This is a genomic window from Caulobacter sp. CCH9-E1 (assembly GCF_001556515.1).
Classification (GTDB): Bacteria; Pseudomonadota; Alphaproteobacteria; order Caulobacterales; family Caulobacteraceae; genus Caulobacter.
This window is the reverse complement of sequence record NZ_LSJA01000280.1, coordinates 1-22,733: the sequence shown is the minus strand read 5'-3', so window position 1 is coordinate 22,733 and position 22,733 is coordinate 1. Positions and strand designations below refer to the sequence as shown.

Annotated in this window: 24 protein-coding genes and 2 tRNA genes; 10 read left to right on the top strand and 16 right to left on the bottom strand. The window is 67.8% G+C overall.

Going from position 1 to position 22,733, the window contains the following annotated elements:
• Positions 1–106: 106 nt before the first annotated feature.
• Both AX690_RS15830 and AX690_RS15825 read right to left on the bottom strand, forming a co-directional pair.
• A tRNA-Gly gene (locus tag AX690_RS15830) sits at positions 107–180 on the bottom strand.
• A 78-nt stretch (positions 181–258) separates the two neighbouring features.
• Positions 259–344 (bottom strand) — tRNA-Tyr (locus AX690_RS15825).
• Between the two features lie 173 nt (positions 345–517).
• On the opposite strand from AX690_RS15825, the gene rlmB reads away from it, so the two are divergent.
• From rlmB to AX690_RS15810, 3 genes are read left to right on the top strand one after another with little or no spacing between them, the layout of a single operon-like run.
• Positions 518–1,348, top strand: coding sequence for a 23S rRNA (guanosine(2251)-2'-O)-methyltransferase RlmB (gene rlmB / locus AX690_RS15820; RefSeq protein WP_066683344.1), 831 nt, complete (start codon positions 518–520; stop codon positions 1,346–1,348).
• 11 nt (positions 1,349–1,359) lie between these two features.
• Positions 1,360–1,731: a hypothetical protein gene (locus AX690_RS15815; RefSeq protein ID WP_066683347.1), complete on the top strand. Its 372-nt coding sequence runs from the start codon at positions 1,360–1,362 to the stop codon at positions 1,729–1,731.
• 58 nt (positions 1,732–1,789) lie between these two features.
• Positions 1,790–2,530, top strand: coding sequence for a TerC family protein (locus AX690_RS15810; RefSeq protein WP_066683349.1), 741 nt, complete (start codon positions 1,790–1,792; stop codon positions 2,528–2,530).
• Positions 2,531–2,535: 5 nt separating this feature from the next.
• Here the strand turns inward: AX690_RS15810 and AX690_RS15805 are convergent, their stop codons facing one another.
• The 3 genes from AX690_RS15805 to AX690_RS15795 are packed head-to-tail and all read right to left on the bottom strand — an operon-like array spanning position 2,536 to position 5,071.
• Complete coding sequence (locus AX690_RS15805; protein WP_066683351.1) at positions 2,536–2,955, bottom strand: hypothetical protein; 420 nt, start codon at positions 2,953–2,955, stop codon at positions 2,536–2,538.
• The gene (locus AX690_RS15800) at positions 2,952–3,962 is read right to left on the bottom strand and encodes a phosphotransferase family protein (protein WP_066683355.1); all 1,011 of its coding nucleotides are present in this window, start codon (positions 3,960–3,962) and stop codon (positions 2,952–2,954) included. The genes AX690_RS15805 and AX690_RS15800 overlap by 4 nt, the downstream gene beginning before the upstream one ends.
• Entirely contained in the window at positions 3,959–5,071 is a 1,113-nt protein-coding gene (locus AX690_RS15795; protein ID WP_066683357.1) for a hypothetical protein, read from the bottom strand. The genes AX690_RS15800 and AX690_RS15795 overlap by 4 nt, the downstream gene beginning before the upstream one ends.
• A gap of 109 nt (positions 5,072–5,180) precedes the next feature.
• Between AX690_RS15795 and AX690_RS15790 the strand changes: the two genes are divergently transcribed.
• Entirely contained in the window at positions 5,181–5,561 is a 381-nt protein-coding gene (locus tag AX690_RS15790; RefSeq protein ID WP_066683359.1) for a DUF423 domain-containing protein, read from the top strand.
• Here the strand turns inward: AX690_RS15790 and AX690_RS15785 are convergent.
• Complete coding sequence (locus tag AX690_RS15785; RefSeq protein WP_066683360.1) at positions 5,552–6,769, bottom strand: multidrug effflux MFS transporter; 1,218 nt, start codon at positions 6,767–6,769, stop codon at positions 5,552–5,554. The genes AX690_RS15790 and AX690_RS15785 overlap by 10 nt on opposite strands.
• 131 nt (positions 6,770–6,900) lie before the next feature.
• Here AX690_RS15785 and AX690_RS15780 point away from each other — a divergent pair, with 131 nt between their 5' ends.
• The 3 genes from AX690_RS15780 (at position 6,901) to AX690_RS15770 (ending at position 8,874) form a co-directional block, all read left to right on the top strand.
• A complete protein-coding gene (locus AX690_RS15780; RefSeq protein ID WP_066683367.1) occupies positions 6,901–7,878 on the top strand; it encodes an alpha/beta fold hydrolase in 978 nt (325 codons plus the stop codon).
• Positions 7,879–8,098: 220 nt separating this feature from the next.
• Positions 8,099–8,653: a hypothetical protein gene (locus AX690_RS15775; RefSeq protein WP_156449696.1), complete on the top strand. Its 555-nt coding sequence runs from the start codon at positions 8,099–8,101 to the stop codon at positions 8,651–8,653.
• A gap of 14 nt (positions 8,654–8,667) precedes the next feature.
• Positions 8,668–8,874 (top strand): hypothetical protein, encoded by a 207-nt coding sequence (locus AX690_RS15770; protein ID WP_066683362.1) that lies wholly within the window; start codon positions 8,668–8,670, stop codon positions 8,872–8,874.
• 413 nt (positions 8,875–9,287) lie between these two features.
• Here the strand turns inward: AX690_RS15770 and AX690_RS15765 are convergent, their stop codons facing one another.
• Positions 9,288–9,545, bottom strand: a complete 258-nt coding sequence (locus tag AX690_RS15765; RefSeq protein ID WP_066683364.1) for a low temperature requirement protein A — start codon at positions 9,543–9,545, stop codon at positions 9,288–9,290.
• An 87-nt stretch (positions 9,546–9,632) separates the two neighbouring features.
• Here AX690_RS15765 and pip point away from each other — a divergent pair, with 87 nt between their 5' ends.
• The gene (gene pip, locus AX690_RS15760) at positions 9,633–10,622 is read left to right on the top strand and encodes a prolyl aminopeptidase (RefSeq protein ID WP_066683365.1); all 990 of its coding nucleotides are present in this window, start codon (positions 9,633–9,635) and stop codon (positions 10,620–10,622) included.
• A gap of 151 nt (positions 10,623–10,773) precedes the next feature.
• Here pip and rodA read toward each other — a convergent pair whose 3' ends face one another.
• The 6 genes from rodA to AX690_RS15730 all read right to left on the bottom strand — a co-directional run bounded on the left by rodA (position 10,774) and on the right by AX690_RS15730 (position 17,906).
• Complete coding sequence (rodA, locus tag AX690_RS15755) at positions 10,774–11,931, bottom strand: rod shape-determining protein RodA (RefSeq protein WP_066683366.1); 1,158 nt, start codon at positions 11,929–11,931, stop codon at positions 10,774–10,776.
• Entirely contained in the window at positions 11,928–13,964 is a 2,037-nt protein-coding gene (gene mrdA / locus AX690_RS15750; RefSeq protein ID WP_066730487.1) for a penicillin-binding protein 2, read from the bottom strand. The genes rodA and mrdA overlap by 4 nt, the downstream gene beginning before the upstream one ends.
• A 4-nt stretch (positions 13,965–13,968) precedes the next feature.
• Complete coding sequence (locus AX690_RS15745) at positions 13,969–14,478, bottom strand: hypothetical protein (protein WP_066682908.1); 510 nt, start codon at positions 14,476–14,478, stop codon at positions 13,969–13,971.
• Complete coding sequence (mreC, locus tag AX690_RS15740; RefSeq protein WP_066682909.1) at positions 14,475–15,566, bottom strand: rod shape-determining protein MreC; 1,092 nt, start codon at positions 15,564–15,566, stop codon at positions 14,475–14,477. Before mreC ends, AX690_RS15745 begins: the two co-directional genes overlap by 4 nt.
• Positions 15,567–15,613: 47 nt before the next feature.
• Positions 15,614–16,657: a rod shape-determining protein gene (locus AX690_RS15735; RefSeq protein ID WP_004623009.1), complete on the bottom strand. Its 1,044-nt coding sequence runs from the start codon at positions 16,655–16,657 to the stop codon at positions 15,614–15,616.
• Between the two features lie 370 nt (positions 16,658–17,027).
• Entirely contained in the window at positions 17,028–17,906 is an 879-nt protein-coding gene (locus AX690_RS15730) for a DMT family transporter (protein WP_066682910.1), read from the bottom strand.
• A gap of 126 nt (positions 17,907–18,032) precedes the next feature.
• On the opposite strand from AX690_RS15730, the gene AX690_RS15725 reads away from it, so the two are divergent.
• Positions 18,033–18,518 (top strand): hypothetical protein, encoded by a 486-nt coding sequence (locus tag AX690_RS15725; protein ID WP_066682911.1) that lies wholly within the window; start codon positions 18,033–18,035, stop codon positions 18,516–18,518.
• 52 nt (positions 18,519–18,570) lie between these two features.
• On the opposite strand, the gene AX690_RS15720 is transcribed toward AX690_RS15725, so the two are convergent.
• From AX690_RS15720 to AX690_RS15715, 3 genes are all read right to left on the bottom strand, one after another.
• Entirely contained in the window at positions 18,571–20,157 is a 1,587-nt protein-coding gene (locus AX690_RS15720; RefSeq protein ID WP_066682912.1) for a 2-isopropylmalate synthase, read from the bottom strand.
• Positions 20,158–20,242: 85 nt separating this feature from the next.
• Positions 20,243–20,299, bottom strand: a complete 57-nt coding sequence (locus AX690_RS23400) for a hypothetical protein (protein WP_106907293.1) — start codon at positions 20,297–20,299, stop codon at positions 20,243–20,245.
• Positions 20,300–20,508: 209 nt separating this feature from the next.
• A complete protein-coding gene (locus AX690_RS15715; RefSeq protein ID WP_066682925.1) occupies positions 20,509–21,231 on the bottom strand; it encodes a TVP38/TMEM64 family protein in 723 nt (240 codons plus the stop codon).
• Between the two features lie 168 nt (positions 21,232–21,399).
• On the opposite strand from AX690_RS15715, the gene AX690_RS15705 reads away from it, so the two are divergent.
• On the top strand, positions 21,400–22,602 hold the full coding sequence (locus AX690_RS15705) for a pyridoxal phosphate-dependent aminotransferase (RefSeq protein WP_066682913.1): 1,203 nt from the start codon (positions 21,400–21,402) through the stop codon (positions 22,600–22,602).
• Positions 22,603–22,733: the final 131 nt, after the last annotated feature.

The window sequence follows — 22,733 nt, the reverse complement described above, 5'->3', positions numbered from 1 at the left end:
GATGGTGCCGATGTTGCAGTGCGGCTTAGTACGTTCGAACTTTTCCTTGGCCATCGTCTCTACCTTCGCGCCGGCGGCTGGTTGTTGGGAATAACTCTCGGGGAGCTGGAGCGGGTAGCGGGAATCGAACCCGCATCCTCAGCTTGGAAGGCTGCTGCACTACCATTGTGCTATACCCGCCAAGCTGCGGGGTCGCGATCGGCTCCCGGTCTCTGGCTCTGGAGCGCCCTCGCCTACCTCGAAAACTCGTCGCGCGCATGGTGGGGGAAGTAGGACTCGAACCTACGAAGGCTTACGCCAGGGGATTTACAGTCCCCCCCCTTTGCCACTCGGGACATTCCCCCAAGCACGCGATGGAGTTCCGAAGCCGGCGGCCTTTATCCGCTTCGACGAGCGACGGCAAGCCGTCAAACGCCGATGCGAAACAAAAGCTTCTTGGACCGGTGACGGACGATGCTAAGAGCAGCGCCGGCTGGCCGAGAAGCCCTCGGGGCCCCAAATCGGAGCGCGTCTTATAGTGTCCTCTCATTCCGAACGCAACGACCGGAAACGCCCTTCTGCACAAGGACGCGATTTTCGTTCCAAGCCCCGGAAACAAAACGACTTTTCCAGGGGGCAAGGCGACGCCAAGGACTGGATTTGGGGGACTCACGCCGTCGAGGCGGCGCTTTCGAACCCTCATCGACCGGCGCCGAAGCGGCTTCTGGCGACCCCGGATCGGGCCAAGCGACTCGCCCCCGACCTGCAGAAACTTTCCTGCCTGCAGGTGATGGAGGGCCAGGAGATCGCCAAGCACCTGCCGCAGGGCGCGGTGCACCAGGGCCTGGCGCTGAAGATCGACGAGCCCGAGTCGCTGTCGATCGCCGAACTGGCGGCCTCGGGCGAAGGCTTCCTGGTGATGCTGGACCAGATCACCGACCCGCAGAACATCGGCGCGATCTTCCGCTCGGCCGCCGCGTTCGGCGCCAAGGGCGTGATCCTGCAGGATCGCCACGCCCCCGCCCTGACCGGCGTCCTGGCCAAGACCGCCGTCGGCGCGGTGGACAAGGTCCCCTACGCGCGCGTGGTCAATCTTTCCCGCGCGCTCGAGGAGCTGGCCGAGCTGGGCTGGCGCGGCGTGGCCCTGGCCGGCGAGGCCGAGCAGACGCTGGACGAGGTGCTGGACGGCGGCCCCACCGTGCTGGTGCTCGGCTCGGAAGGCGAAGGCGTCCGGCGGCTGGTCGCCGAGCACTGCGACGTGCTGGGCAAGATCCCGATGCCCGGCGGCTTCGAAAGCCTCAACGTCTCGGCGGCCGCGGCGATCGCGCTCTATGAAGCGTCCAAGCCGCGCGTCAAGGCGGCGGTCTAGGGCCTCCGGCCATGCGGCGCCGCGCGACAGGTCTCGCCGCCCTGGCCTTGGCGGCGCTCATCGGCGGCCAGGCTGGCGTCGCGGGCGCCTCCACGGCCGAGACCCAGGCGCGCCTGGCCGAGGCGCGGCCGGTGGCGACTCAATCCCTCGCCCCGCCCCCTGAACCGGTCACCGCCGACCAGCCGCCCGCGCGCCAAGAGCCCCTGGCCGCGCCGCCAAAGCCCGATCTCCCACCGACCGAGGCGTCCGCGCCCCGGGCCGCGCCGAGACCCGCGCCGCGTCACGACGCCGGCTTGATCCTGCTGATCCCAGCCCTGATCGCGCTGGTCGCGCTCGTGCGATGGTTTGCACGGCGTCACCGACCGGCGTCGAAGCGCGTTTAGGTCCGGCGCGACGGTTTTGCGTCTTGCATCGCCCGGCGCGTCATCCCATTGAGAGCGCATGTTCGACACGTTGATGGCCCACTTGGATGGCTTTCAGGGACCGCTGACGGCCTTCCTGCAAGTCCTGATGATCGACCTTGTCCTGGCCGGCGACAACGCCGTGGCCGTGGGCCTCGCCGCGGGAGGCCTGCCGGTCAAGGACCGCAAGAAGGTCATCCTCTACGGCCTGGGCGCCGCGGTCGTGCTGCGGATCAGCTTCGCCCTGATCACCACCTGGCTGCTGGGCGTCATCGGCCTCCTGCTGGCCGGCGGCTTCCTGCTGCTGTGGGTCTGCTGGAAGATGTGGCGCGAACTGCGCGAACAGGCGTCGCACGACCAGGCCGACGCCGTCGCCATGGTCGATTCCGATCCCAACACCGAGCCGCGCGCCCGCCCCGCGAAGTCCTTCAAGCAAGCCTTCATCCAAGTGCTGATCGCGGACGTCTCGATGTCGCTGGATAACGTGCTGGCCGTGGCCGGCGCGGCCCGCGAGCACCCGGCCATCCTGGTCTTTGGCCTGCTGCTGTCGATCATCTTGATGGGCCTGGCCGCCAGCGCCATCGCCAACCTGCTGCACAAGCACCGCTGGATCGGCTTCGTGGGCCTGGCCATCGTGCTCTACGTCGCCCTGCACATGATCTGGGAAGGCCACCGCAGCGTGGTGATGGACCTCAACGAGACCGGCGCCTACAACGCCGCCGTCCCCGCGCCCCTCGACATCAGTCCCGAGGACGTGGCGCAGCACAACCGGCATAGGTAGCCGCCTCAGTGGCCGGGCAGCGGCGGCATGTCGAGCCGCCGAAGGTCCGCCATCTGGGCGTAGAGCCGCAGAATCGCGTGATGCCGCGCGGTGTCGCCTTTCTCCTCCACCGCCTCATGCAGGCGCATCAGGGCCAGGCGCAGTCGGGCGTTCGCCGCGTCCAGCGCCGCCAGCGACAGATCGTCCGTCCCGGCGAGCGCTTCGACCTCATAGTCGGCGGCCGCCTCGTCGAGCGCCGCCTGGATCGCCTCGTTCTCGGTCATCCTGGCGGCGACGCCGCGTTCCGCCTCCTGGGCGGCCAGCAGCGATAGCAGCGCCACCACCGCCACCTTGCCGGCCATGAACTCGCCCTGCTGCTCGGGCGGCGGCGGGTCGATCATGCACATGAAGTTGCCGACCAGGATGTCGGGCAAGTTGGGCGTCATGACAGGTTCTCCCACCGCATCAGGGCCGCGGCCAGGATCTCGTCGTGACGGCGGGCGGTGTACCAGCCCGAGATCGCCAGCACCGGGTCCCTGAAGCCGCCGTCGCGGTATTCCTTGGCCGCCGAGGTCCAGATCGCCTGGCCCTTGACGGCGTTGAACAGGCTCCACCAGGCCAGGGCCGTCTCGTCGATCGCGAGGCCGCTGGCTTTCTTCCAGATGGCCAGCGCCTCCTCGCGCGGCAGCATGCCCGCGACCTTGTCCGCCTCGAAGTGGCCCCACAGCGGATCGATCGCCCAGCCGAGATCCTCCAGCGGATCGCCCAGATGGACCATCTCCCAGTCGAGGATCGCCAGGATCTTGCCCGCGCCGTCATGCAGGAAGTTGCCGGTCCGGTAGTCGCCATGGACGACGCGGATGGCCTGGGCCGGCGGCGGCGGGCGGCGGCGCAGGGCGCGGATCGCGGCCCAGACGATCGGCTGGGGGTGTTGCTGGTCGGCCTCGATCACCCCCGCCCAATGGTCCAGCGCGATCTTCCAGCAGGCGTCCGGCGCGGGGGCCTCGGCGGCCCTGGCCAGCGGCAGGCTGCTGGGATCGGCGGCGGCGATGGTCCCCAGGATCGAGAAGAACTGCTCGCCGATGGCCCGGGCGTGGTCGCCGTACGGGACGACCGTGAACGGCGAGGCGGCCGTTCCGCCCTCGACCCGCTCCATGATGAAGAACGGTCGCTCCAGCTCCGCGCCCTCGGCCTCCATGGCCACCGGACGCGGCACGGGCAGCCGGTCGTGGAAGCTCTCGAACGCCAGATATTCCTGGTTGCGATCGGTCTCGATCAGGCTGCCCGGCGGATCGCGGCGCAGGATCAGCGGCCGCTCGCCCTTCGCCGTCCGGGCGCTGAACCGATAGGTCTCGCGGCTGGCCCCGCCGGGAATGCGCGAGAGGTCGACGACCGTGGCGGCCTCGCCCCACACGCGCGACAGATACGCCTCAAGGCGTTCGGCCAGGCTCATGGGGCCATGTCCAGGATCGAGGCGAAGCCGGACGGCGCGTGCGGGCCGATCGCCAGCTGCTCGAAGACCCCCCGCCCCTTCCGCGTCCGGCCCGCGCCATCGACATAGGTCACGTCGCTGAGGGCCTGGACGTGCAGGTGCTGGGGGACCGCGCGATCGAGGTCCGCCGTGACGAAGTCCTCGCGCTCGACCTTCAGCTTGCCCTGGTTCAGCCCGTGCCCCCACGTCGGGTGGGTATAGCCCAGCCCCAACATGAAGAACTCGCGCTTGGGCTCGACCGTCATCTTGCCGTCGGCGCCGAAATCCAGCGTGGCGGCGCGGGCGTGGCGCGTACCGTTCTTCCACTGGATCGCGTAAGAGGCCTCGGCGAAGCCGCCGAACTCAAGCTCGCGGCCGCCGTCCTCCAGCCACAGGGCGCGCCGATTCCAGGCGCGGCCCAGCTCGTCGTCATTGGTGTGGAAGAAGAGCCCGCCGTCCTCGAAATTGCAGGGGGCCCATAGCCAGAAGAACTGCGGGAGGACCGGCGGCGCCAGATCCTGCGAGTCTCGCGCGCCGACCGGGCGCACGCCCCAAGAGCGGTCGCGCGTGCCCACGAAACCGTCGAGGCTGGCGCGCACGCCGTCGACCTCGATCCAGCCGGAATAGCGACCGTTCTGGGTCAGGCGGGTATAGTCCATGAAGGCGCGCGGGCCGTTGCGGCGGACAAAACGCGGCTCCTCGATCGGAAAGGCGCGGCCCTCGAAGACGATCTCGGCGGCGATCCCCTGCTCGGGCGCGGTCACCGTCAGCTTGAGGCGCCGCAAGGGCTCGACCACGGTGATGGCGATCGGCCCGACGGTCAGGTCCATCCGCTCCATCTCAAGCCAGCGGCTGGCGTGCAGATTGACCTGCTTGCCGTCCTTCATCACGCAGAAGGCGGCGTCGGCGATGTTGAGATGCGGATAGACGCCGAAGGCCGCGGCGAAGAACAGATCGTCGCCGCCAGCGGGATCCGAGGCCGCGTAGCCGTTGAAGAAGTAGCGGTCGTAGAAGTTCCGATCCGTGCCGGCGTAGGCCACCGGCTCGGGCGTCTGATGGATCGGGTAATCGTCGCCCCAGGTGAGCGCCATGCCGTCCTCCCCTAGATCGCGCCGGGTCTCTGACGGACCGGCTTTACGTCCAGATGAACAACGTTAAGGTCGCGCCCGACGATTGCAACGTTTCCGGAGCGTCAAGGCGATGAGCGGGTGGACACCCAGGACCTGGACGGGTCTGGCGGCGGTGAGCGGACTGCTGGCGGTGGGCTTTGGCGCCTTCGCGGCCCACGGCGTTCACGATCCCAAGGCGGTCGCATGGCTTCACACAGGATCGCAATATCAGATGAGCCACGCCCTGGCGGTCTTCGCGGCGTTTGGCCTGCACCGGGCGGGCGCGCGGGGCATGGGCCTGGTCGCGGGCCTCTTCCTGTTCGGGACCCTGGTCTTCGCCGGCTCGCTCTACGCCATGGCCCTGGGCGCGCCGCGAATCCTCGGCGCGATCACGCCGATCGGCGGGCTGTCGTTCATGATCGGCTGGGCGCTGCTGGCCTGGCGCGGCTTCACCCTGCGCGATCAGGCCTGAACCTTCCGCCCGCCCGGCAGGGCCAGGAAGAAGATCGCCAGCGACGAACCGACTAGGCAGGCGAACATCACGGCGGCCACCGGGCGCGGCGTACCGTCATGCAGCAGGCCGCCCACCCAGGAGGCCAAGGCCCCGGCCCCGAACGAGGCCGAGCCCATCAGGGCCGAGATCGAACCGGCGCGGCGGGGATCGACGCTCAGCGCGCCGGCCATGGTGTTGCCGCCCATCAGGCCATAGACCGACAGCGCCGCGAACAGCAGCGGCAGCACCGTCCACTGGCCGCCCCAGCCGGTCCAGGCGGCCAGGGTCAGCAGCAAGGCCGCCACGATCGAGGCGATGCTGGCCTTGCGCAGCACCTGGTCGGGCGTCGAGCGCCGCAGCAGCCAGCGATTGACCTGACTGGCCCCGATGATGCCCACGGCGTTCAGCGCGAAGATCAGGTTGAAGGCCATCGGCGTGTGGCCGTAGGTCCCCATCACCAGGTCCGGCGCGGTCGAGATGTAGGTGAACAGCACCGCCCCGTTCAGGGCCCCGGCCAGGGCGTAGCCCACCAGCCGCTTCATGCTGAACAGCGCGACATAGGCGCGGAGCGGGTGCTCGGCGCGGGCGTGGGCCGCGGTCTCGGCCGAGCGCGATTCCGGCAGGCCAAGCAGCACCCAGCCGCCGATGATCACCGCGAAGCCGACCAGGGTCCAGAAGACGCCGCGCCAGCCGGCTACCAGCTGGACCACGCCCCCCAACTGCGGCGCCAGCACCGGCGCCAGACCCATGATCAGCATCATCAGCGACAAGACCCGGGCGGTGTCGGTCTGGCTGAAGCGGTCGCGGACCACCGCCCGGGCGACCACCGCCCCGGCGCAACCGCCCAGGGCCTGGACGAAGCGCGCCGCGATCAAGGTCTCGATATTGGGCGCCAGCGCGCAGACCGCCGAGGCCACGAAGAAAACCGCGATTCCGATCAGCAGCGGCGGGCGACGCCCCAGCCGATCCGAGGCGGGTCCGTAGATGAACTGTCCGATCGCCATGCCCGCGAAGAAGGCGGCGAGCGTCGCCTGGGTCTGCTCTGGTCCGGCATGCAAGGCGCGCCCGATCGACGGCAGGCTGGACAGATACATGTCGATCGACATCGGCGCGAAGGCCGTCAGCGCGCCGAGCAGCAGGACAAGTCGCCAAGGAACAGCGGCGGGCGGCGGGGGCGCATCAGTCATCGACGCTTTTTACGCGTGTTCGCGAGCGATGAAATACTCAATGGCGAATTCCCCCTCACGGCTTGCGCGCTTCTGACCGGCGCTTCAAGGTGAACACCAATCACATAAAGACGCCAAGGGAGACGCTGATCATGACACCCCTGCCCGCGCCCCAATTCGCCGACATCAACGGCGTCCGCCTGGCCTATTACGAGGCGGGACCGCGCGTCGGCGTTCCGATCGTCTTCTGCCACGGCTTTCCGGAACTGGCCTTCTCCTGGCGCCACCAGATCGCGGCCCTGGCCGCGGCGGGCCGCTGGGTGATCGCGCCCGACCAGCGCGGCTATGGCCTGACGGCTGGTCCCGAGGCGGTCGAGGCCTATGACATGGAGCACCTGACGGGCGATCTGGTCGGCCTGCTGGATCATCTCGGCGCGGAGAAGGCGATCTTCGTCGGGCACGACTGGGGCGGCATCGTCGTCTGGGCCATGCCGCTGCTGCATCCCGACCGTGTCGCCGGGGTCGTGGGCCTGAACACCCCTTTCATCCCGCGCCTTCCGTTCGACCCGATCGAGATGTTCCGCAACGCCTATGGCGAGGACATGTACATCGTCCACTTCCAGAAGCCGGGCGTCGCCGACGCCCAGCTGGGCGCGGACGTCGAAAAGACCCTGCGCTTCTTCATGCGCCGGCCCAAGGGCGCGCAGGAGGACTTCGCCTCGCGCCCGCCCGAGCGGCGGAGCCTGGCCCTGCAGGATGGCCTGGCGCACTACGACCCGGCCAGCGACGATAACCAGTTCCTGTCGCCGGACGAGCTCGCGGTCTTCGTCGAGGCGTTCAAGCGCACCGGCTTCACCGGCGGCATCAACTGGTACCGCAACTTCAGCCGCAACTGGCGCATGGCCGAGGGACTGCCGAACCGGATCGACGGGATACCCTGTCTGATGCTGATGGCCGAGCACGACGTCGTGCTGCCGCCCTCGATGGCCGACCGGATGGGCGACCAGATCGGCGACTTGGAGAAGGTGCTGATCGAGGGCAGCGGACACTGGACGCAGCAGGAAAAGCCCGCCGAGGTCAACGCCGCCCTGCTGGACTGGCTGGACCGGAAGTTTCCGCTGAGGGGCTGAGGCGGTTTGGCGCCCCGAGCGCCAATCCAATTCTCCGTCATTCCCGCCCCAAAATGGCGAGGACCGTCACAGACAAGCCGCTCGCCGGTTCCGAGAGCGGACATGGCGATCGTTCGTCCAGGGGGGCTGACGTTACCCCGCACGTATTGTAGAGCTTTCTTTATAATTGTGATTGGCATTTTTAATGCTATGGTTGCACCATCTCAACTAGGGGTCGTGCATGCCTTACCTCAGCGCGCCCGGCGGCGGCGGTGACTCGGTCGAAGTGGACTCGCTCACTATTACGGCAGCGATCAGTACCGGATTCGGAGCTGGCGGCGGCGGATCCAACAACCCGATGCAGGGTTGGCACATCGAGCGGCATCCATCTGACCCTGGCGACCCCTTCGTCGATATCTCGTTCAAACCCGACCCTCAAAATTGCAACGAAGCGCGCTTCTTGCTTGGTCAGGCAAAGCAAAAACAAACTGAATTCAACACGCTGAAGAATGTTTTCGACAACGACCACGCCGATATTGCTCAGAAGATCGCAGAGAAAACGATTGGCCTGGGGGCCTTGCTGGGTATCGGAGCCTCAATGGCTGTAATCTGGAACAAGGTGAAGGAAGTCCGCGCCGCAATCATGGCCGAACTTGGTATGGCGGGCTCTGCGGCGGTTGCGATTGGCGCACTGTCGGTCGGGATTGTATTGTATATTGATCGTGACCGCTGGGATGCGGTCGTTGCTCAGGCGCAAGCAGACAAAGATCGTCTCTGCGGATCAGGCTCAGCTTAGGCGGGGTGACTAGGATGTCGCTTAGCTTCAGAAAATACCCGCTGGCATGGGCCAATATCGCATTCATTCTCATCGGCTACGTGGTTTTCTACGGCATTTCCGTAGCAATGAAGCGTAGCCTTGAGGTTGTGGATCTTGTGAATATTTGGCCTGTCCACTTGGTTCTGTTCTTCAACATTGCGGTTGTCGCTGGCGTCATCAAGGTAGGGAAGCGGCCGTGAGACATGTCTGATGCGGCTGCGCTGTAAGGCGTGCAGCTGCGTTGGATTGCGATTTGGCCCCTAACTTCCAAATTGTCGTCACGCCTGTTCTTTGGCGTAGAGCTCGTCGATTGCGCTTGATGAGTTCGGAGTTTTTGAGCTTGAGCCACGCTTTGAGCAAGGCAAAGGTGGCGACGTCCTCCTTTTCGAAATAGCCGCCGGCGGAACAACAGTACGCATCTGGTTGGTGGCCGTAGCGACCTAGGCCCGGTTAGCGGACGTCATCAAGTTCTGCTCAGGGTCGCAAGCGCCCTTCGCGCGTCGACGCTATTCTCAGACGTTCAAATCGCCGTCGCGAGCCAACGTCCTTCTCGATAGGCGCCTGCCCTTCGGCGGAAATGACGGCGCTTAGGGGATGAACCGTGCGTCCCCGCCTAGCCGGCGTTCAGCAGCAGCTCGGCCCGGCGACGCATGGCGGCGGCCAATTGCAGCATGGCCAGGGCGGTGACCTCGTCGCGCTCGGCCGCGCGGATGGAATAGACATTGGCCATGGCGAACAAGGCTTCGACCCGATCGACGCCCTCGGCGCCGAACATCTCGCCGATCTGACGGTCAAGCTGCGCCAGCTGCCGAGGGTTAAGCATCTCGAGCAGTTCTTCGTCGGTGTAGTCTTCAGGCGCCGGCTGAATCATGGCCCCAGAATACAGCAGCTGTGGAAAGGCGCGAGCCCGCGCGATCCTCCGTTCACAGGCGAACGAAAACCACGTTAGGGTTAGCGGATGGATCGTCATGCTTCCGCCGCCGCCATGAGCTCTGTGGGTCGTCGCGGCCTGTTCCGCGAAGTCGAGCCGTTCTCGTTCGGCTGGATGCCGACCGGCGGCCCGCACGAGATCTATTACGAGGAATGCGGCAATCCGCGCGGCAAGCCCTGCGTGATCCTGCACGGCGGCCCGGGCGGCGCGGTCAATCCGACCATGCGGCGGTTCTTCGACCCGTCCAAATGGCGCATGGCGCTGTTCGACCAACGCGGCTGCGGCCGGTCGCGCCCGAACGCCAGCCTCGACGACAACACCACCTGGAGCCTGATCGCCGACATCGAGCGCCTGCGCGAGCACCTGGGCGTCGAGAAGTGGACCGTGTTCGGGGGCTCGTGGGGATCGACCCTGGCCTTGGCCTACGCCATCACCCACCCGGACCGAGTCGATGGTCTCGTCCTGCGCGGCATCTTCCTGCTGACCCAGAGGGAGCTGGGCTGGTTCTATCAGGACGGCGCCTCGATGCTGTTTCCGGACGCCTGGGAGCGGTTCCTGGCTCCCATTCCGGAAGAAGAGCGCGGAGACCTGATGGCGGCCTATCATCGCCGCCTCACCTCGACCGATCGTCGCGTCCAGGCGCAGGCCGCCGCGGCCTGGAGCCAGTGGGAGGGCGACACGATCTCGCTGCGCGGCCCGGAGGCGCGCCCGCCCAAGTTCAACGAAGAAGACTTCGCGATCGCCTTCGCGCGGATCGAATGCCACTTCTTCACGAACAAGGGCTTCTTCGACGAGGACGGCTGGATCCTGAAGAACATCGACAGGATCCGCCACATCCCCGGCTGGATCGTCCAGGGCCGTTTCGACGTGGTCACGCCGCTGGAAAGCGCCTGGAAGCTGCACAAGGCCTGGCCCGAGGCGCGCTTCGACATCATCTGGGACGCCGGCCACGCCTCGACGGAGCCCGGCGTCATCGACGGTCTGGTCCGGGCGACGGACGCGGCGCTGACGGTCTAGCAAATTCATCCGACCTCCCCGGCGAATGCCGGGGTCCAGATCGAACACACGAACGCCTGATCACTCGTCTCGACCTTGAGGCGCGCGCTCCCAAAACGCTCAGGATGAATCTGGGCCCCGGCATTCGCCGGGGAGGTCGGCCTATAAGGATTTAGACCAGCGAGCCCTTGCCGCTGGTGACCTCGGTGTAGCGGTGCACGCGCACGGCCTGAACCAGGCCGAAACCGATCATGACCGTGCCCATGACGGTGCCGCCGTACGACAGCATCGGCATCGGCACGCCGACGACGGGGGCCATGCCCATGACCATCGCCCCGTTGATCAGCACGTAGAGCGAGAAGGTCGCCGTCACGCCCGCCGCAGCCAGTCGGCCGAAGTGGCTATGGCTGATCGAAGCGATCCGCAGCGCCATGAAGATGGCCGCGCCATACAAGAAGAGCACGCCAAAGCAGCCCACGAAGCCGAACTCCTCGGCCAGGGTGGCGAAGATGAAGTCGGTCTGTTTCTCGGGCAGGAAGTTCAGCTGGCTCTGCGAGCCCAGGCCAAAGCCCTTGCCCAGGAGGCCGCCGGAGCCCAGGGCGATCTTGGACTGCAGGATGTGATAGCCGTCGCCGGACGGGTCCTGCTCCGGGTTCAGGAAGGTCAGGATTCGATTGCGCTGGTAGTCGTGCAGCCCGAACATGATGAAGGGCGGGATCGCCACGAGCGCGGCGCCCGCGCCGGCCGCCATCACCCGCCAGTCCAGGCCCGCCAGCACCATGATCGCGCCGCCGGTGGCGGCCAGCAGGATGCCGGTGCCCAGGTCAGGCTGCTTGGCGACCAGCAGGAACGGGACGACGATCATCGCGGCCGGGATGAGAAGACGCCAAGATAGCCGGGCGCTGTCGGCCGAGAGGCCGTGGTAGTATCGGGCCAGCGCCAGCACCAGGCCGATCTTCATTACCTCGGAGGGCTGGAAGCGCACCGGCCCCAGCTGCAGCCAACGCTGGGCGCCCAGCGAGATGTCGCCGACCAGATCAACGGCGACCAGCAGGACCAGGCCCACGGCGTAGACCGGATAGGCTATCGCGAACCACCAGCGCAGGTCGCACATGGCCAGAATGATCATGACGACGAAATAGACGCCAAAGCGCAGCAGGTGCTTGTCGGCCCAGGGCTCCCAGGAGGCGCCGGCGATCGAGAACAGCATCAGGCTGCCGACGCCGGCGATCAGGGCCAGCACCAGGCAGAAGGTCCAGTCGACCTCCATGAACTTGATGATCGGCCGGTCGCGTTCGCCGGGCCGGGTCAGGCCGCCGCTCAGGGTCATCGTGGCGCTCCCTGCGGAGGGGTTGGGGTCGTGGCGGCGGTCGCGTCGGGTGCGGGCGGCGGCGGCGTCTCGACGGGATCGTCGGGGGCGGCGCCCTCCATCACGTCATCGGGCGCGGCCTCGGGCAGAGGCGCCGGGCGTTCGATACGGGCCCGGATCTCGGGGTCCTTCAGCAGCGCCACCCGCATGACCTCGCGCGCGCGGGGCGCGCCGGCGGTGGCGCCGCCCATGCCGCCGTGCTCGACGATGACGGCGACCGCGTAGCGCGGATCATCGTAGGGCGCGAAGGCCACGAACAGGTTGTGGTCCTTCAGCCGCCAGATCGTGCCCGTCCCCTTGCGGTTGGCGACGCCGTCATAGCTACGGACCTGCGCCGTGCCGGTCTTGCCGGCCATCTGCACGTCGCCAAGCCCCAGCTGGCTTTGCCTGTAGGCGGTGCCGCGCACATCGTTGGCCACGGCGGCCATGCCGCCCCGGACATAGGCCAGGTGCTCGGCCGAGAACGGCAGGTCCGGCACTTCCGCGCCGCTGGGCTGCTCGACGCCGCCGACCGACTTGATCAGGCGCGGCACCAGGGCCTTCTTGGCGTTGGCCAGGCGCGAGGTCATCACCGCCAGCTGCAGGGCGTTGACCGTCAGGGCTCCCTGCCCGATCCCATAGCTGGGCGTCTCGCCCGGAAACCAGATCTGGTTGGCCGGATTCTTCTTGAAGGCCCGCTTCTTCCACGCCCGGTCGGGCACGTTGCCCTTCTTCTGGCCGGGGATGCCGATGTCGAACAGCTGGCCAAAGCCCATCGCCCGCGCGGCGTTGGCGATGGCGTCGGGGCCGATCTTGAGCGACGTCTGATAGAAGTAGATATCGCACGAGTTCTTGATGGCGTCGTGGAGGTTCTGGGGGCCGTGCCCCCCCGGCTCCCAGCAACGCCAGGTGCGGCCGCCGTAGTACCAGCGGCCAGGGCAGTTGATCCGGATCTCGGGATCGATCCCGGCCGTCAGCGCGGCCAGGCCCACGGTCGGCTTGAACGTCGAGCCAGGCGGGAACAGGCCGGTCATCGACTTGTCCAGCAAGGGCTTGCGCTCGTACTCGGCCAGCGCCTTGTACTCGGCGCCGGACAGGCCCTTGACGAAGCGGTTGGCGTCGAAGCTGGGCGCCGAGACCATGGCCAGCAGATCGCCGTTGCGGACGTCCATCACGACGATCGCGCCGCTCTCGTCGCCCATCACCTCCAGCGCGCGGTTCTGGATGTCGGCGTCGAGCGTGAGCCGGATTTCCTTGCCCGGCGTCGGAGGGATGTCGCCCTCCGGATCCAGCCGGACCACTCGGCCCTGGGCGTCGACCTCGGTCTTGGTGGCGCCGGCGCGGCCGCGTAGCTGTCGGTCGAAGGCCTTTTCGACCCCCTGCTTGCCGATCCGGAAGCCCGGGTGATGCAGCAGCTCCTGGTCCTGGGTCGCGTCGCCCTCGGCGGCCTTGAGGTCGCGGTCCGAGACCTTGGCGACATAGCCGATCACGTGGGCGAAGGCGCCGCCGAACGGATAGACCCGCACCTCGCCCATGTCGGCGGTGACGTTGGGCAGCTCCGGGGCGCGGATGTTCACGCGGGAGAACTCCTCCCACGACAGGTCCTCCATCACCACGACCGGCGCCCGGCGCGGGGCGCGATCCAGCTCCTTGAGCACGCGGGCGCGGCGCGAGCCGTCGATCGGCACCAGCTTGGACAGGTCGTCCATGACGGCCTCGGCGTCGAGATCCTTGTCCTTGTTGATCATCAGCCGGAAATTCGGCCGGTTGGACGCCAGCGAGACGCCGTTGCGGTCCAGGATCAGGCCGCGCGGCGGCGGCACCAGGCGGTAGTTGAACTGGTTGCCCGCCGAAAGCTTCTGGTAGCGCTGGGCCTCGACCAGCTGCAGTTGCGCCAGCCGGCCGCCCAGAGCCAGCAGGCCCGCGCCGGTCAGACCGCCCAGCAGGAACGCCCGCCGGTGAAAGACGCCCTGGCGCTCGTTGACCTCGGAGAAGAAGATTGAGGGCTCGCTCATGACCTCACCGGAACCGCACGTCGGCGTCCTCGAAGCGATCGATCAGGTGATAGGCGAACGGGAACAGCACCGTCGTGGCCAGGAACTGCCAGAACACGGCCAGAAGGCTGGGCATGGCCAGGCTGTCGAGCATGGTGAAAAGGTAGCCGGCCGCCATGCTGAGCGCGGTGATGGCCGCGAACCAGCCCCACAGGATCGGCTGGCTCTGCCCCGTCATCATGTTGCGGAACAGCAGCACGACCGCATAGCCCAGCAGCAGGGACAGGCCCCACAGCCCCGTCGGCCCGCCCCAGAAGACGTCGAGGAACAGGCCCAGAAGCAGGATCGCGAACGGCGCCAGGATCGAGGGACGGATCAGGGCCCAGGCGAAAGCTGGGACCATGGCGAAGACCGGCTCGGGCAGTTGCAGGCCCCACACGCGCAGCGGCGCGGATAACAGCACTGTCGCGCCGATGCAGGCGACCATCGGGACGCCCAGCCAGACCGTTGGGTTGAGAGGCCGCGCGCCGCTCATCGCGGCGGTTCCGTGGGCGTGGCCGGCTTGGCCGCCGCGGGCTTCGCGGGAGTGGTCTGAGCCGGCGCAGGCTTCACGGAGGGCGTGGGCGCGGTCGCGACGGGCTTCGGCGCGGTGGTCGTGGCCGCCGGCGCTTGCGGCGGCGCCTGAGGCGGCGGGGTCGGGTTCGACAGGATCGAGGCTTGCGGATCCTCTGTCGTCACCGGCGGCAGGCTGTGGGTCTCCAGCTGCTTCTGGTCGGCCAGCTGGGCGAAGTCCTTGAACAGCAGGATGCGGACGTAGTCGATCGACGACTGGTCGGCGAACAGCACCACGCGCCAGCGGCCATCCAGTCCCTTGACGGCCGCGCCGACCGGCAGGCCGCGCGGCACGACGCCGCCGTCGCCCGAGGTCACCACCCGGTCGCCCTGCTGGATCGGATCGACGCCGCGCAGGTACTCAAGCTTGGGATTGGGGCCGCCGTCGCCGGTCAGGATGGCGCGCGCGTTGGTGCGGTCGATCATCACCGGCGTGCGCGAGGCGATGTCGGTCAGCAGCAGCACCCGGCTGGCGCCCTTGGCCACGCCGACCACGCGACCGACCAGGCCACGCTCGTTCAGCACCGGATTGCCGACCTCGACGCCGCGCTCGGAGCCGGCGTCGGCCAGGCGGGTGTTGGCGAAGGGGCCCCGGCTGTCGCTGACGACGCGCGCGGCGGTCATCGGGATCGGCGGATCGGTGCGCAGGCCCAGCAGCGAGCGGAAGCGATCGTTCTGGTCTTGCAGCGCCAGCGCCCGATCCCGCCACTGCCGCATCTCGGCCATCTCGGCCTTCAGACGACGGTTCTCCGAGGCCGTGAAGAAGTAGCTGCGGACATAGTCGACGCCGAGGCCCGTCCAGCGGCCCGGCGCGGCGATGGCGCCGCTGACCGGCTTGGCCACGGTGTCCATCGTCTGGCGGGTGACGCCGTACGCCTGTTCCTGGAGGGTCTCGCGCCGGTCGGCCAGCAGGAAGGCCACGGCGATGACGGCCGCCACCACCAGGGCCACGGCGGCCGTCCAGGTAAGCGGCACTTTCAGGTCGCCGAGGGGACCTTCGCGAAAGGGCACGTACTGTTCTCCTGGCGCCCCCCGGCGCCGCTAGAGGAGCTGTAAGACTAGGCCAGGGTGGATTCCAGGACGCCCTTCATCCACTTCGGATGCTCCAGCACCTTGCCGCAGCCCAGGGCCACGCACGACAGGGGGTCGTCGGCCACGGTGACCGGCAGGCCGGTGTGGTCGCGGATCTCGGCGTCCAGGCCGCGCAGCAGCGCGCCGCCGCCGGTCAGCATGATGCCCTTGTCGGCGATGTCCGAGGCCAGTTCCGGCGGCGTGGCTTCCAGGGCGACCTTCACGGCCTCGACGATCTGCCCGACCGGCTCGGCCAGGGCGTCGGCGGCTTGCTTTTCCGAGATGCGGACCTCGCGCGGCACGCCCTGCATCAGGTCGCGGCCCTTGACGTCGATCGACAGCCCCTCGCCGTCGGCCGGCGCGCGGGCGGTGCCGATTTCCTTCTTGATGCGCTCGGCGGTGGTCTCGCCGATCAGCAGGTTATGATGGCGACGCATGTAGCTGATGATCGCCTCGTCCATCTTGTCGCCGCCGACGCGGACCGAGCGCGAATAGACGATGCCCGACAGCGACAGCACGGCCACCTCGGTGGTGCCGCCGCCGATGTCGACGACCATCGAGCCGGTCGGCTCGTGGATCGGCAGGCCCGCGCCGATCGCGGCGGCCATCGGCTCGTCGATCAGGCCAACGCGACGCGCCGAGGCGTTCAGGCAGCTGTCGTTGATGGCGCGGCGTTCCACGGCGGTGGCGCCCGACGGCACGCACACGATCACCTTCGGGTTCACGAAGCCCTTGCGGTTGTGAACCTTGCGGATGAAGTACTTGATCATCTCCTCGGCGACTTCGAAGTCGGCGATCACGCCGTCGCGCATCGGGCGGATGGCTTCCATGTGGCCCGGGGTGCGGCCCAGCATCTGCTTGGCCTCGATGCCCACGGCGTGGACGATCTTGCGGCCGCCGACATTGCGCAGCGCCACCACCGACGGCTCGTTCAGGACGATCCCCTTGCCCTTCATGTAGATGAGGGTGTTGGCCGTTCCGAGGTCGATGGCGATGTCGTTCGAGATCACGCCGAAGAGGGAAGAGAACATTGAAAGCCCTGACTGAGGGGTAGGAGGGGCGTTGGCGACTGTCAGATCGAGGTGGTAGGCAGAGGCAGGTCGGAGAAGCGGAACCCGTTCCGTCCGGACATCCGGCAGAAGAGGCGACGAAGGAAAACGGCTCCTACTTCAAATCCATGCGAGGACAACATGATTCCCGCAACTTGGGGACTTCGACCCGGTCGGCGCGCCCTGAATACCGGGCGGAAGCGCCGCCGCCTGGCCGCGCCATCGTCCTGATCGCCAAAACGCATCGACGACAGCCCGTTTGCCCTGCGAAAGCGTTGATTTCAAGGTCTATTCGGCGCGTGTTTGGCGGGTTTTCCGGCCAAGTCGTCCTGGCGCCCGATCGTGGCGAAATCTAGCCCACGGCCGCCATCACGACCCCGACCGCCGTCACCACGCCGGCCAGCAGTTGCAGCGGGGTCAGACGTTCCTTGAACAGACGACGTCCGGCGATGGCGGCGATCGGCATCTCGACCACCCCGACCGCCCTCACCGGCCCCACCGGCGACAGCGCCATGGCCGTGAACCACAGGCCCGAGGCCGCCGCGCCGCAGAAGCCGGCGCCCAGCGACTGGCGCCAGGCGGCGATGACCGCCTTGAGCGACTCCGGATTGCGCCAGGCCAGGTAGCTCGTCAGGCCCACGGTCTGGATCGCCTGCACGACCATGACGGTCACGAAGGCCGAGACGGCCGGATGGGCCGGTTCGAAAGCCAGGCTGGCTTGCCGGAAACAGTTGGCGCTGAGCGCGAAGACCGCGCCCGAGCCCAGCCCCGCCAGCGCCGCTCCCTTGCGCATGACGACCTCGCCGCGCGGCCAGGTCAGGATCGCCAGGCCGACGCTGGCGATCAAGCCGCCGGCCCAGGTGACTGGCCCGACATGATCGCCGAAGAACAACGCGCCCCAGACCAGGGCGAACGGCAAGCCGCTCTGCTGCATGGCCGTGCCGAGGGCGAAGGTCGAGCGGTGCATGGCGGTCAGCAGCGCCGCCGTCGCGGCGATCTGCAAGCCCGCTCCGGCGAAGCAGGCCAGCCAGAAGATCGGCGTTGGATGCGCGCTGGCGCCGGGCGTCAGCAGCCATCCCGCCGCCGCGAACACCGTGGCGAACGGCAGGCCGAACAGGAACCGCACCAGGGTCGCGCCCCAGGGCCCCGCCCCGCCCATGATCGAGCGCTGCGCGGCGTTGCGCGCGACCTGCAAGGCGGCCGCGGCGACGGTAATGGGAATCCAGATCATGTCTCAACCTTTACGCCGCGCTTAGGCGGTCGCGTCGCTTTCGCATGGAGCCTTTACGCGAGCCGGGCGCAAGACGGGGCGCCCACGTCGCCGACACGCAGACGATGGCCTTGATGAGGTTCAACCATGCCGCCCCGCCCGCTTCGCCCCCTGAAGCAAGCCGCCCAGTTCCTGCTGGGCGTGCCCACCGAGGGGATCAATCCCGCCCTGGACCGGATGCTCGAGCTCGCCCAGGCCACGCCGCTGTGCTTCGTGGCCGTGGCCGGTCCCGGCGGGGGCGACGCGATGTGCCAGCTATGGCGCCGCGGCTACCAGCGCGTCGAGGCCGCCCGCCGGGCCACCTGCGGCGCGGCGGACGAGCGCAGCGACGTGCTGCTGGTGATGGACTGCGCCACAGCCCACGACGCGCGCGCGGTCATCGCCGCGACCTACACGATGCTGCGCCCCGGCGGGACGCTGGTCGTGGACGCGAGCGCGCTGCTGGACGAGACGCCCCGCAGGGCGCTCGCCGACAGTTTGCGGGAACTGGGTCTGGACGTTCAGCCCCAGGCGCACCTGGGGGCTGAGATCCTGGCGACGCGGCCGTTCAGTAGAGAGCGTACGGCAGCTTGATCCTGGAGCGCGATGGCCGCCAAAACCGGCGACCACTTTTGGCTATCGCGCTCTAGAACCCGCTGGCGATCGCCGCTTCGGGCCGGCTCTTCTCCTTGCGGGCGAAGAGGTTGTTGAGGGCGTTGACATAGGCCTTGGCCGAGGCGGTCAAGGTGTCGGTGTCGGCGGCCGCGCCGGTGGCGATGCGGCCGTCTTCCTCCAGACGCACCGAGACCTGGGCCTGGGCGTCCGTGCCCTCGGTCACCGCGTGCACCTGGAAGAGGCGCAGGGCGGCGCTGTGCGGCACGATCTTGTGGATGGCGTTGAACACCGCGTCGACCGGACCGTCGCCCGTCGCTTCGGCCGTGCTCGAGACGCCATCGACGTCCAGGGTCAGCTCGGCCGACTGCCCGTCGGTGCCGGCCACCACGCGCAGGCGCGAGACGCGGATCTTCTCCGAGCCGCGGGCCAGGGCATCGTCGACCAGGGCGATGATGTCGTCGTCGTAGACGTGCTTCTTGCGGTCGGCCAGGTCCTTGAAGCGGCCAAAGGCTTCCTTCAGCGCGTTCTCGCCCAGCTCGTAGCCCAGGTCCTTCAGCTTGGCGCGGAAGGCGTGGCTGCCCGAGTGCTTGCCCATGACCAGGCTCGACGGGGCCTGGCCCACCGACTCCGGCGTCATGATCTCGTAGGTCTCGCGGTTCTTGAGCATGCCGTCCTGGTGGATGCCGCTCTCGTGCGCGAAGGCGTTCTTGCCGACGATGGCCTTATTGTACTGCACCGGGAAGCCGGTGATGGCCGAAACGTAGCGGCTGGCGCGGGTGATGTGGGTGGTGTCGATGCCCGTGCGGAACGGCAGGCGGTCGCCGCGCACCTTCAGGGCCATGACGATCTCTTCCAGCGCGGCGTTGCCGGCGCGCTCGCCCAGGCCGTTGATGGCGCATTCCACTTGGCGCGCGCCGCCCTGAACGCCGGCCAGGCTGTTGGCCACGGCCAGGCCCAGGTCGTTATGACAATGCGTCGAGAAGACTGCCTTGTCGGCGCCCTCGACGTTCTCGACCATCCACTTGAACAGGTCGGCGTATTCCGACGGATAGGTGTAGCCGACGGTGTCGGGCAGGTTGATCGTCGTGGCGCCGGCCTTGATGGCGGTCTCGACCGCGCGGCGCAGGAACTGGCGGTCGCTGCGGGTGGCGTCCTCGGCCGACCACTCGACGTCGTCGCGCAGGTTGCGGGCGTGGCTGACCGAGCGGGCGATCACGTCGATGACCTGATCCGGCTCCATCTGCAGCTTGTGCTTCATGTGCAGGTCGGAGGTGGCGATCACCACGTGGATGCGGCCGCGCTGGGTCGGCTTCAGGGCCTCGGCGCAGCGATCGATGTCGACCTGGTGGGCGCGGCACAGGCCGGCGATGGTCGAGTTCTTGACGATCTTGGCCACTTCGCGGACGGCCTCGAAGTCGCCGTTCGAGGCGATCGGGAAGCCGGCCTCGATGATGTCGACCCCCATCTCCTCGAGGATCTTGGCCAGCTCCAACTTCTCTTCCAGCGACATCGAGGCGCCGGGCGACTGCTCGCCGTCGCGCATGGTGGTGTCGAAGATGACGACGTTGTCGCGCTTGTCGGAAGCGCTGCCAATAGCGGCGGGCGGTACGGAGGTCATGGAAGTACTCGTCGAAAGGGGTGTGTGGCGTGCGGGCTGCGGGTCAAAAATCCCCTGTGCGCCCGGCCACGACGATGCGCGGCCCCTAGAGCGCCCAGGGGCTGGTAAGCCGAAGCGAAAGCAGGTCGCGCGCGACAGTCATGAGCGACTTTCTACACAGGCGCCTTGAATCGAGCAAGCAATTTGCGCCTAGCGCGCAATCCGTCGCACATGGAGCAATATTATTGCCGAAGGACGCATCAACAGAAAGAAATATCCCGACTTGCGCGGCAGCAAGGTCAAAGCCGCTCGCCAGATCGCCTTCGCGGGCATGGTTCTTGCCAAATCCTAGCGGCGCGATCGGAGATGCGTCTACTCGGAAGCGGTTTCTTCCGCCGCCTCGCGCTTCTTCAACCAATTGCGGCTGACCAGGCCCATGCCCAGCCAGATGACGATCGCCAGCACGATCATCAGGATGTGCTGCTTGCCGCCGCCCTTCATGGCCTGGACGATCGAATTGCCGGCGAAGGCGGTCAGGGCGATCTTGGGCACGATGCCGATGGCGGTGCCCGCCGCGAAGTCGCGCAGCCGCATCGGCGTCACGCCCGCGGCCATGTTGACAACGATGAACGGCGCCGAGGGCACCAGGCGCACGATCAGGCTGGCCATGAAGCCGTTCTTGCCGATCATCCGCATGAACTTGTTGACGCCCTCGGTCGCGAACTCGCGCAGGATCTTGGCGCCGTAGACGCGGCCCAGCCAGAAGCCGACCAGCGACGAGACCAGGGTGCCGATCCAGCTATAGGCGAAGCCCGTCCAAGGGCCGAACGCGACGACCGCCGCGGCGATCAGCACGAACTGCGGCACGCCGAGAAAGGCCATGACCGCGAAGGCCGCCACCGCCGCCGGCAAGGCCCAGGGCCCAGTGGCCGCGCCCAGCCAGTGCTCGACCGCCGCCTCGCCGTTGACGCCCAGCAGCTGCGCGCCGAACAGGAAGACGACTCCGACCCCGCCGAACAGGACGAACGAGACCGCCACCATGCGCCAGGCGCGGGCGTCCATATTGGTCACGAAGTCGATGAAACGGCGGATCACGCGCCCTGCCTCGCCCATGGCTCGCGCCGGGTCAAGCGTGACCGCTGGAAGAGCCCGCGAAACCGCCCTCTCCCGCGTTGCGCCGCAGCGAACGGGAGCGTAAAGACCGCCGCAATCCTGAAACGGTCCTTCCAGTCGGACCAGGCAAGCACAGGGGAGTCCTGCAAGATGTCGCTCGAGTCCGCCGCCCTGCGGCGCATCGCACCGTCGGCCACCATCGCCATCAGCGCCAAGGCGCGCGCGCTGAAAGCCGCCGGTCGTGACGTAATCGCCCTTTCCGCGGGCGAGCCCGACTTCGACACGCCGGACAATATCAAGAACGCCGCCATCGAGGCCATCAAGGCCGGCAAGACCAAGTACACCGACCCGGACGGCATGCCCGAACTGAAGGCCGCCATCTGCGCCAAGTTCAAGCGCGAGAACGGCCTGGAGTACAAGCCGAGCCAGATCCACGTCGCCCCGGGCGGCAAGCCGGTGATCTACAACGCCCTGGTCGCCACCTTGAACCCCGGCGACGAGGTGATCATCCCCGCGCCGTACTGGGTGTCGTACCCCGACATGGTTCTCCTGGCGGGCGGCGCGCCGGTGGCCGTCGAGACCACGGCCGAGAGCGGCTTCAAGATCACCCCGGCCGCCCTGGAAGCGGCGATCACGCCCAAGACCAAGTGGCTGATCATCAACAGCCCCTCGAACCCGTCGGGCGGCGCCTACACCCGCGCCGAACTGCAGGCGATCGCCGACGTGCTGCTCAAGCATCCGCAGGTCTGGGTGCTGACCGACGACATGTACGAGCACCTGGTGTTCGACGACTTCGAGTTCACCACCATCGCCCAGGTCGAGCCCAAGCTCTACGACCGCACCCTGACGATGAACGGCGTCTCCAAGGGCTATTCGATGACCGGCTGGCGCATCGGCTACGCCGGCGGTCCCGAGCCGCTGATCAAGGCCATGGGCAAGATGATCAGCCAGACGACGTCGAACCCCTGCTCGATCTCGCAGTGGGCGGCGGTCGAGGCGCTGAACGGTCCGCAGGACTTCATCAAGCCGAACGCCAAGCTGTTCCAGGAGCGCCGCGACCTCGTCGTGTCGATGCTGAATCAGGCCACCGGCCTGCACTGCCCGACCCCGGAAGGCGCGTTCTACGTCTATCCGTCGTGCGCCGGCCTGATCGGCAAGACCGCGCCCTCTGGCAAGGTCATCGAGAGCGACGAGGACTTCGCGACCGAGCTGCTGGAGTCGGAAGGCGTCGCCGTCGTGCACGGCGCGGCGTTCGGCCTCTCGCCGTTCTTCCGCATCAGCTACGCGACCAGCAACGACGTGCTGGAAGACGCCTGCTCGCGCATCCAGCGCTTCTGCGCGGCGGTGAAGTAGGCGCTCGATCGTTCCTCCCCCGCGATGCGGGGGAGGTGGCCCAGAGGGCCGGAGGGGGCTAGCTCGGACTAAGCACAGCACTTGCCCCCTCAGTCGCTCCGCGACAGCTCCCCCGCATCGCGGGGGAGCAT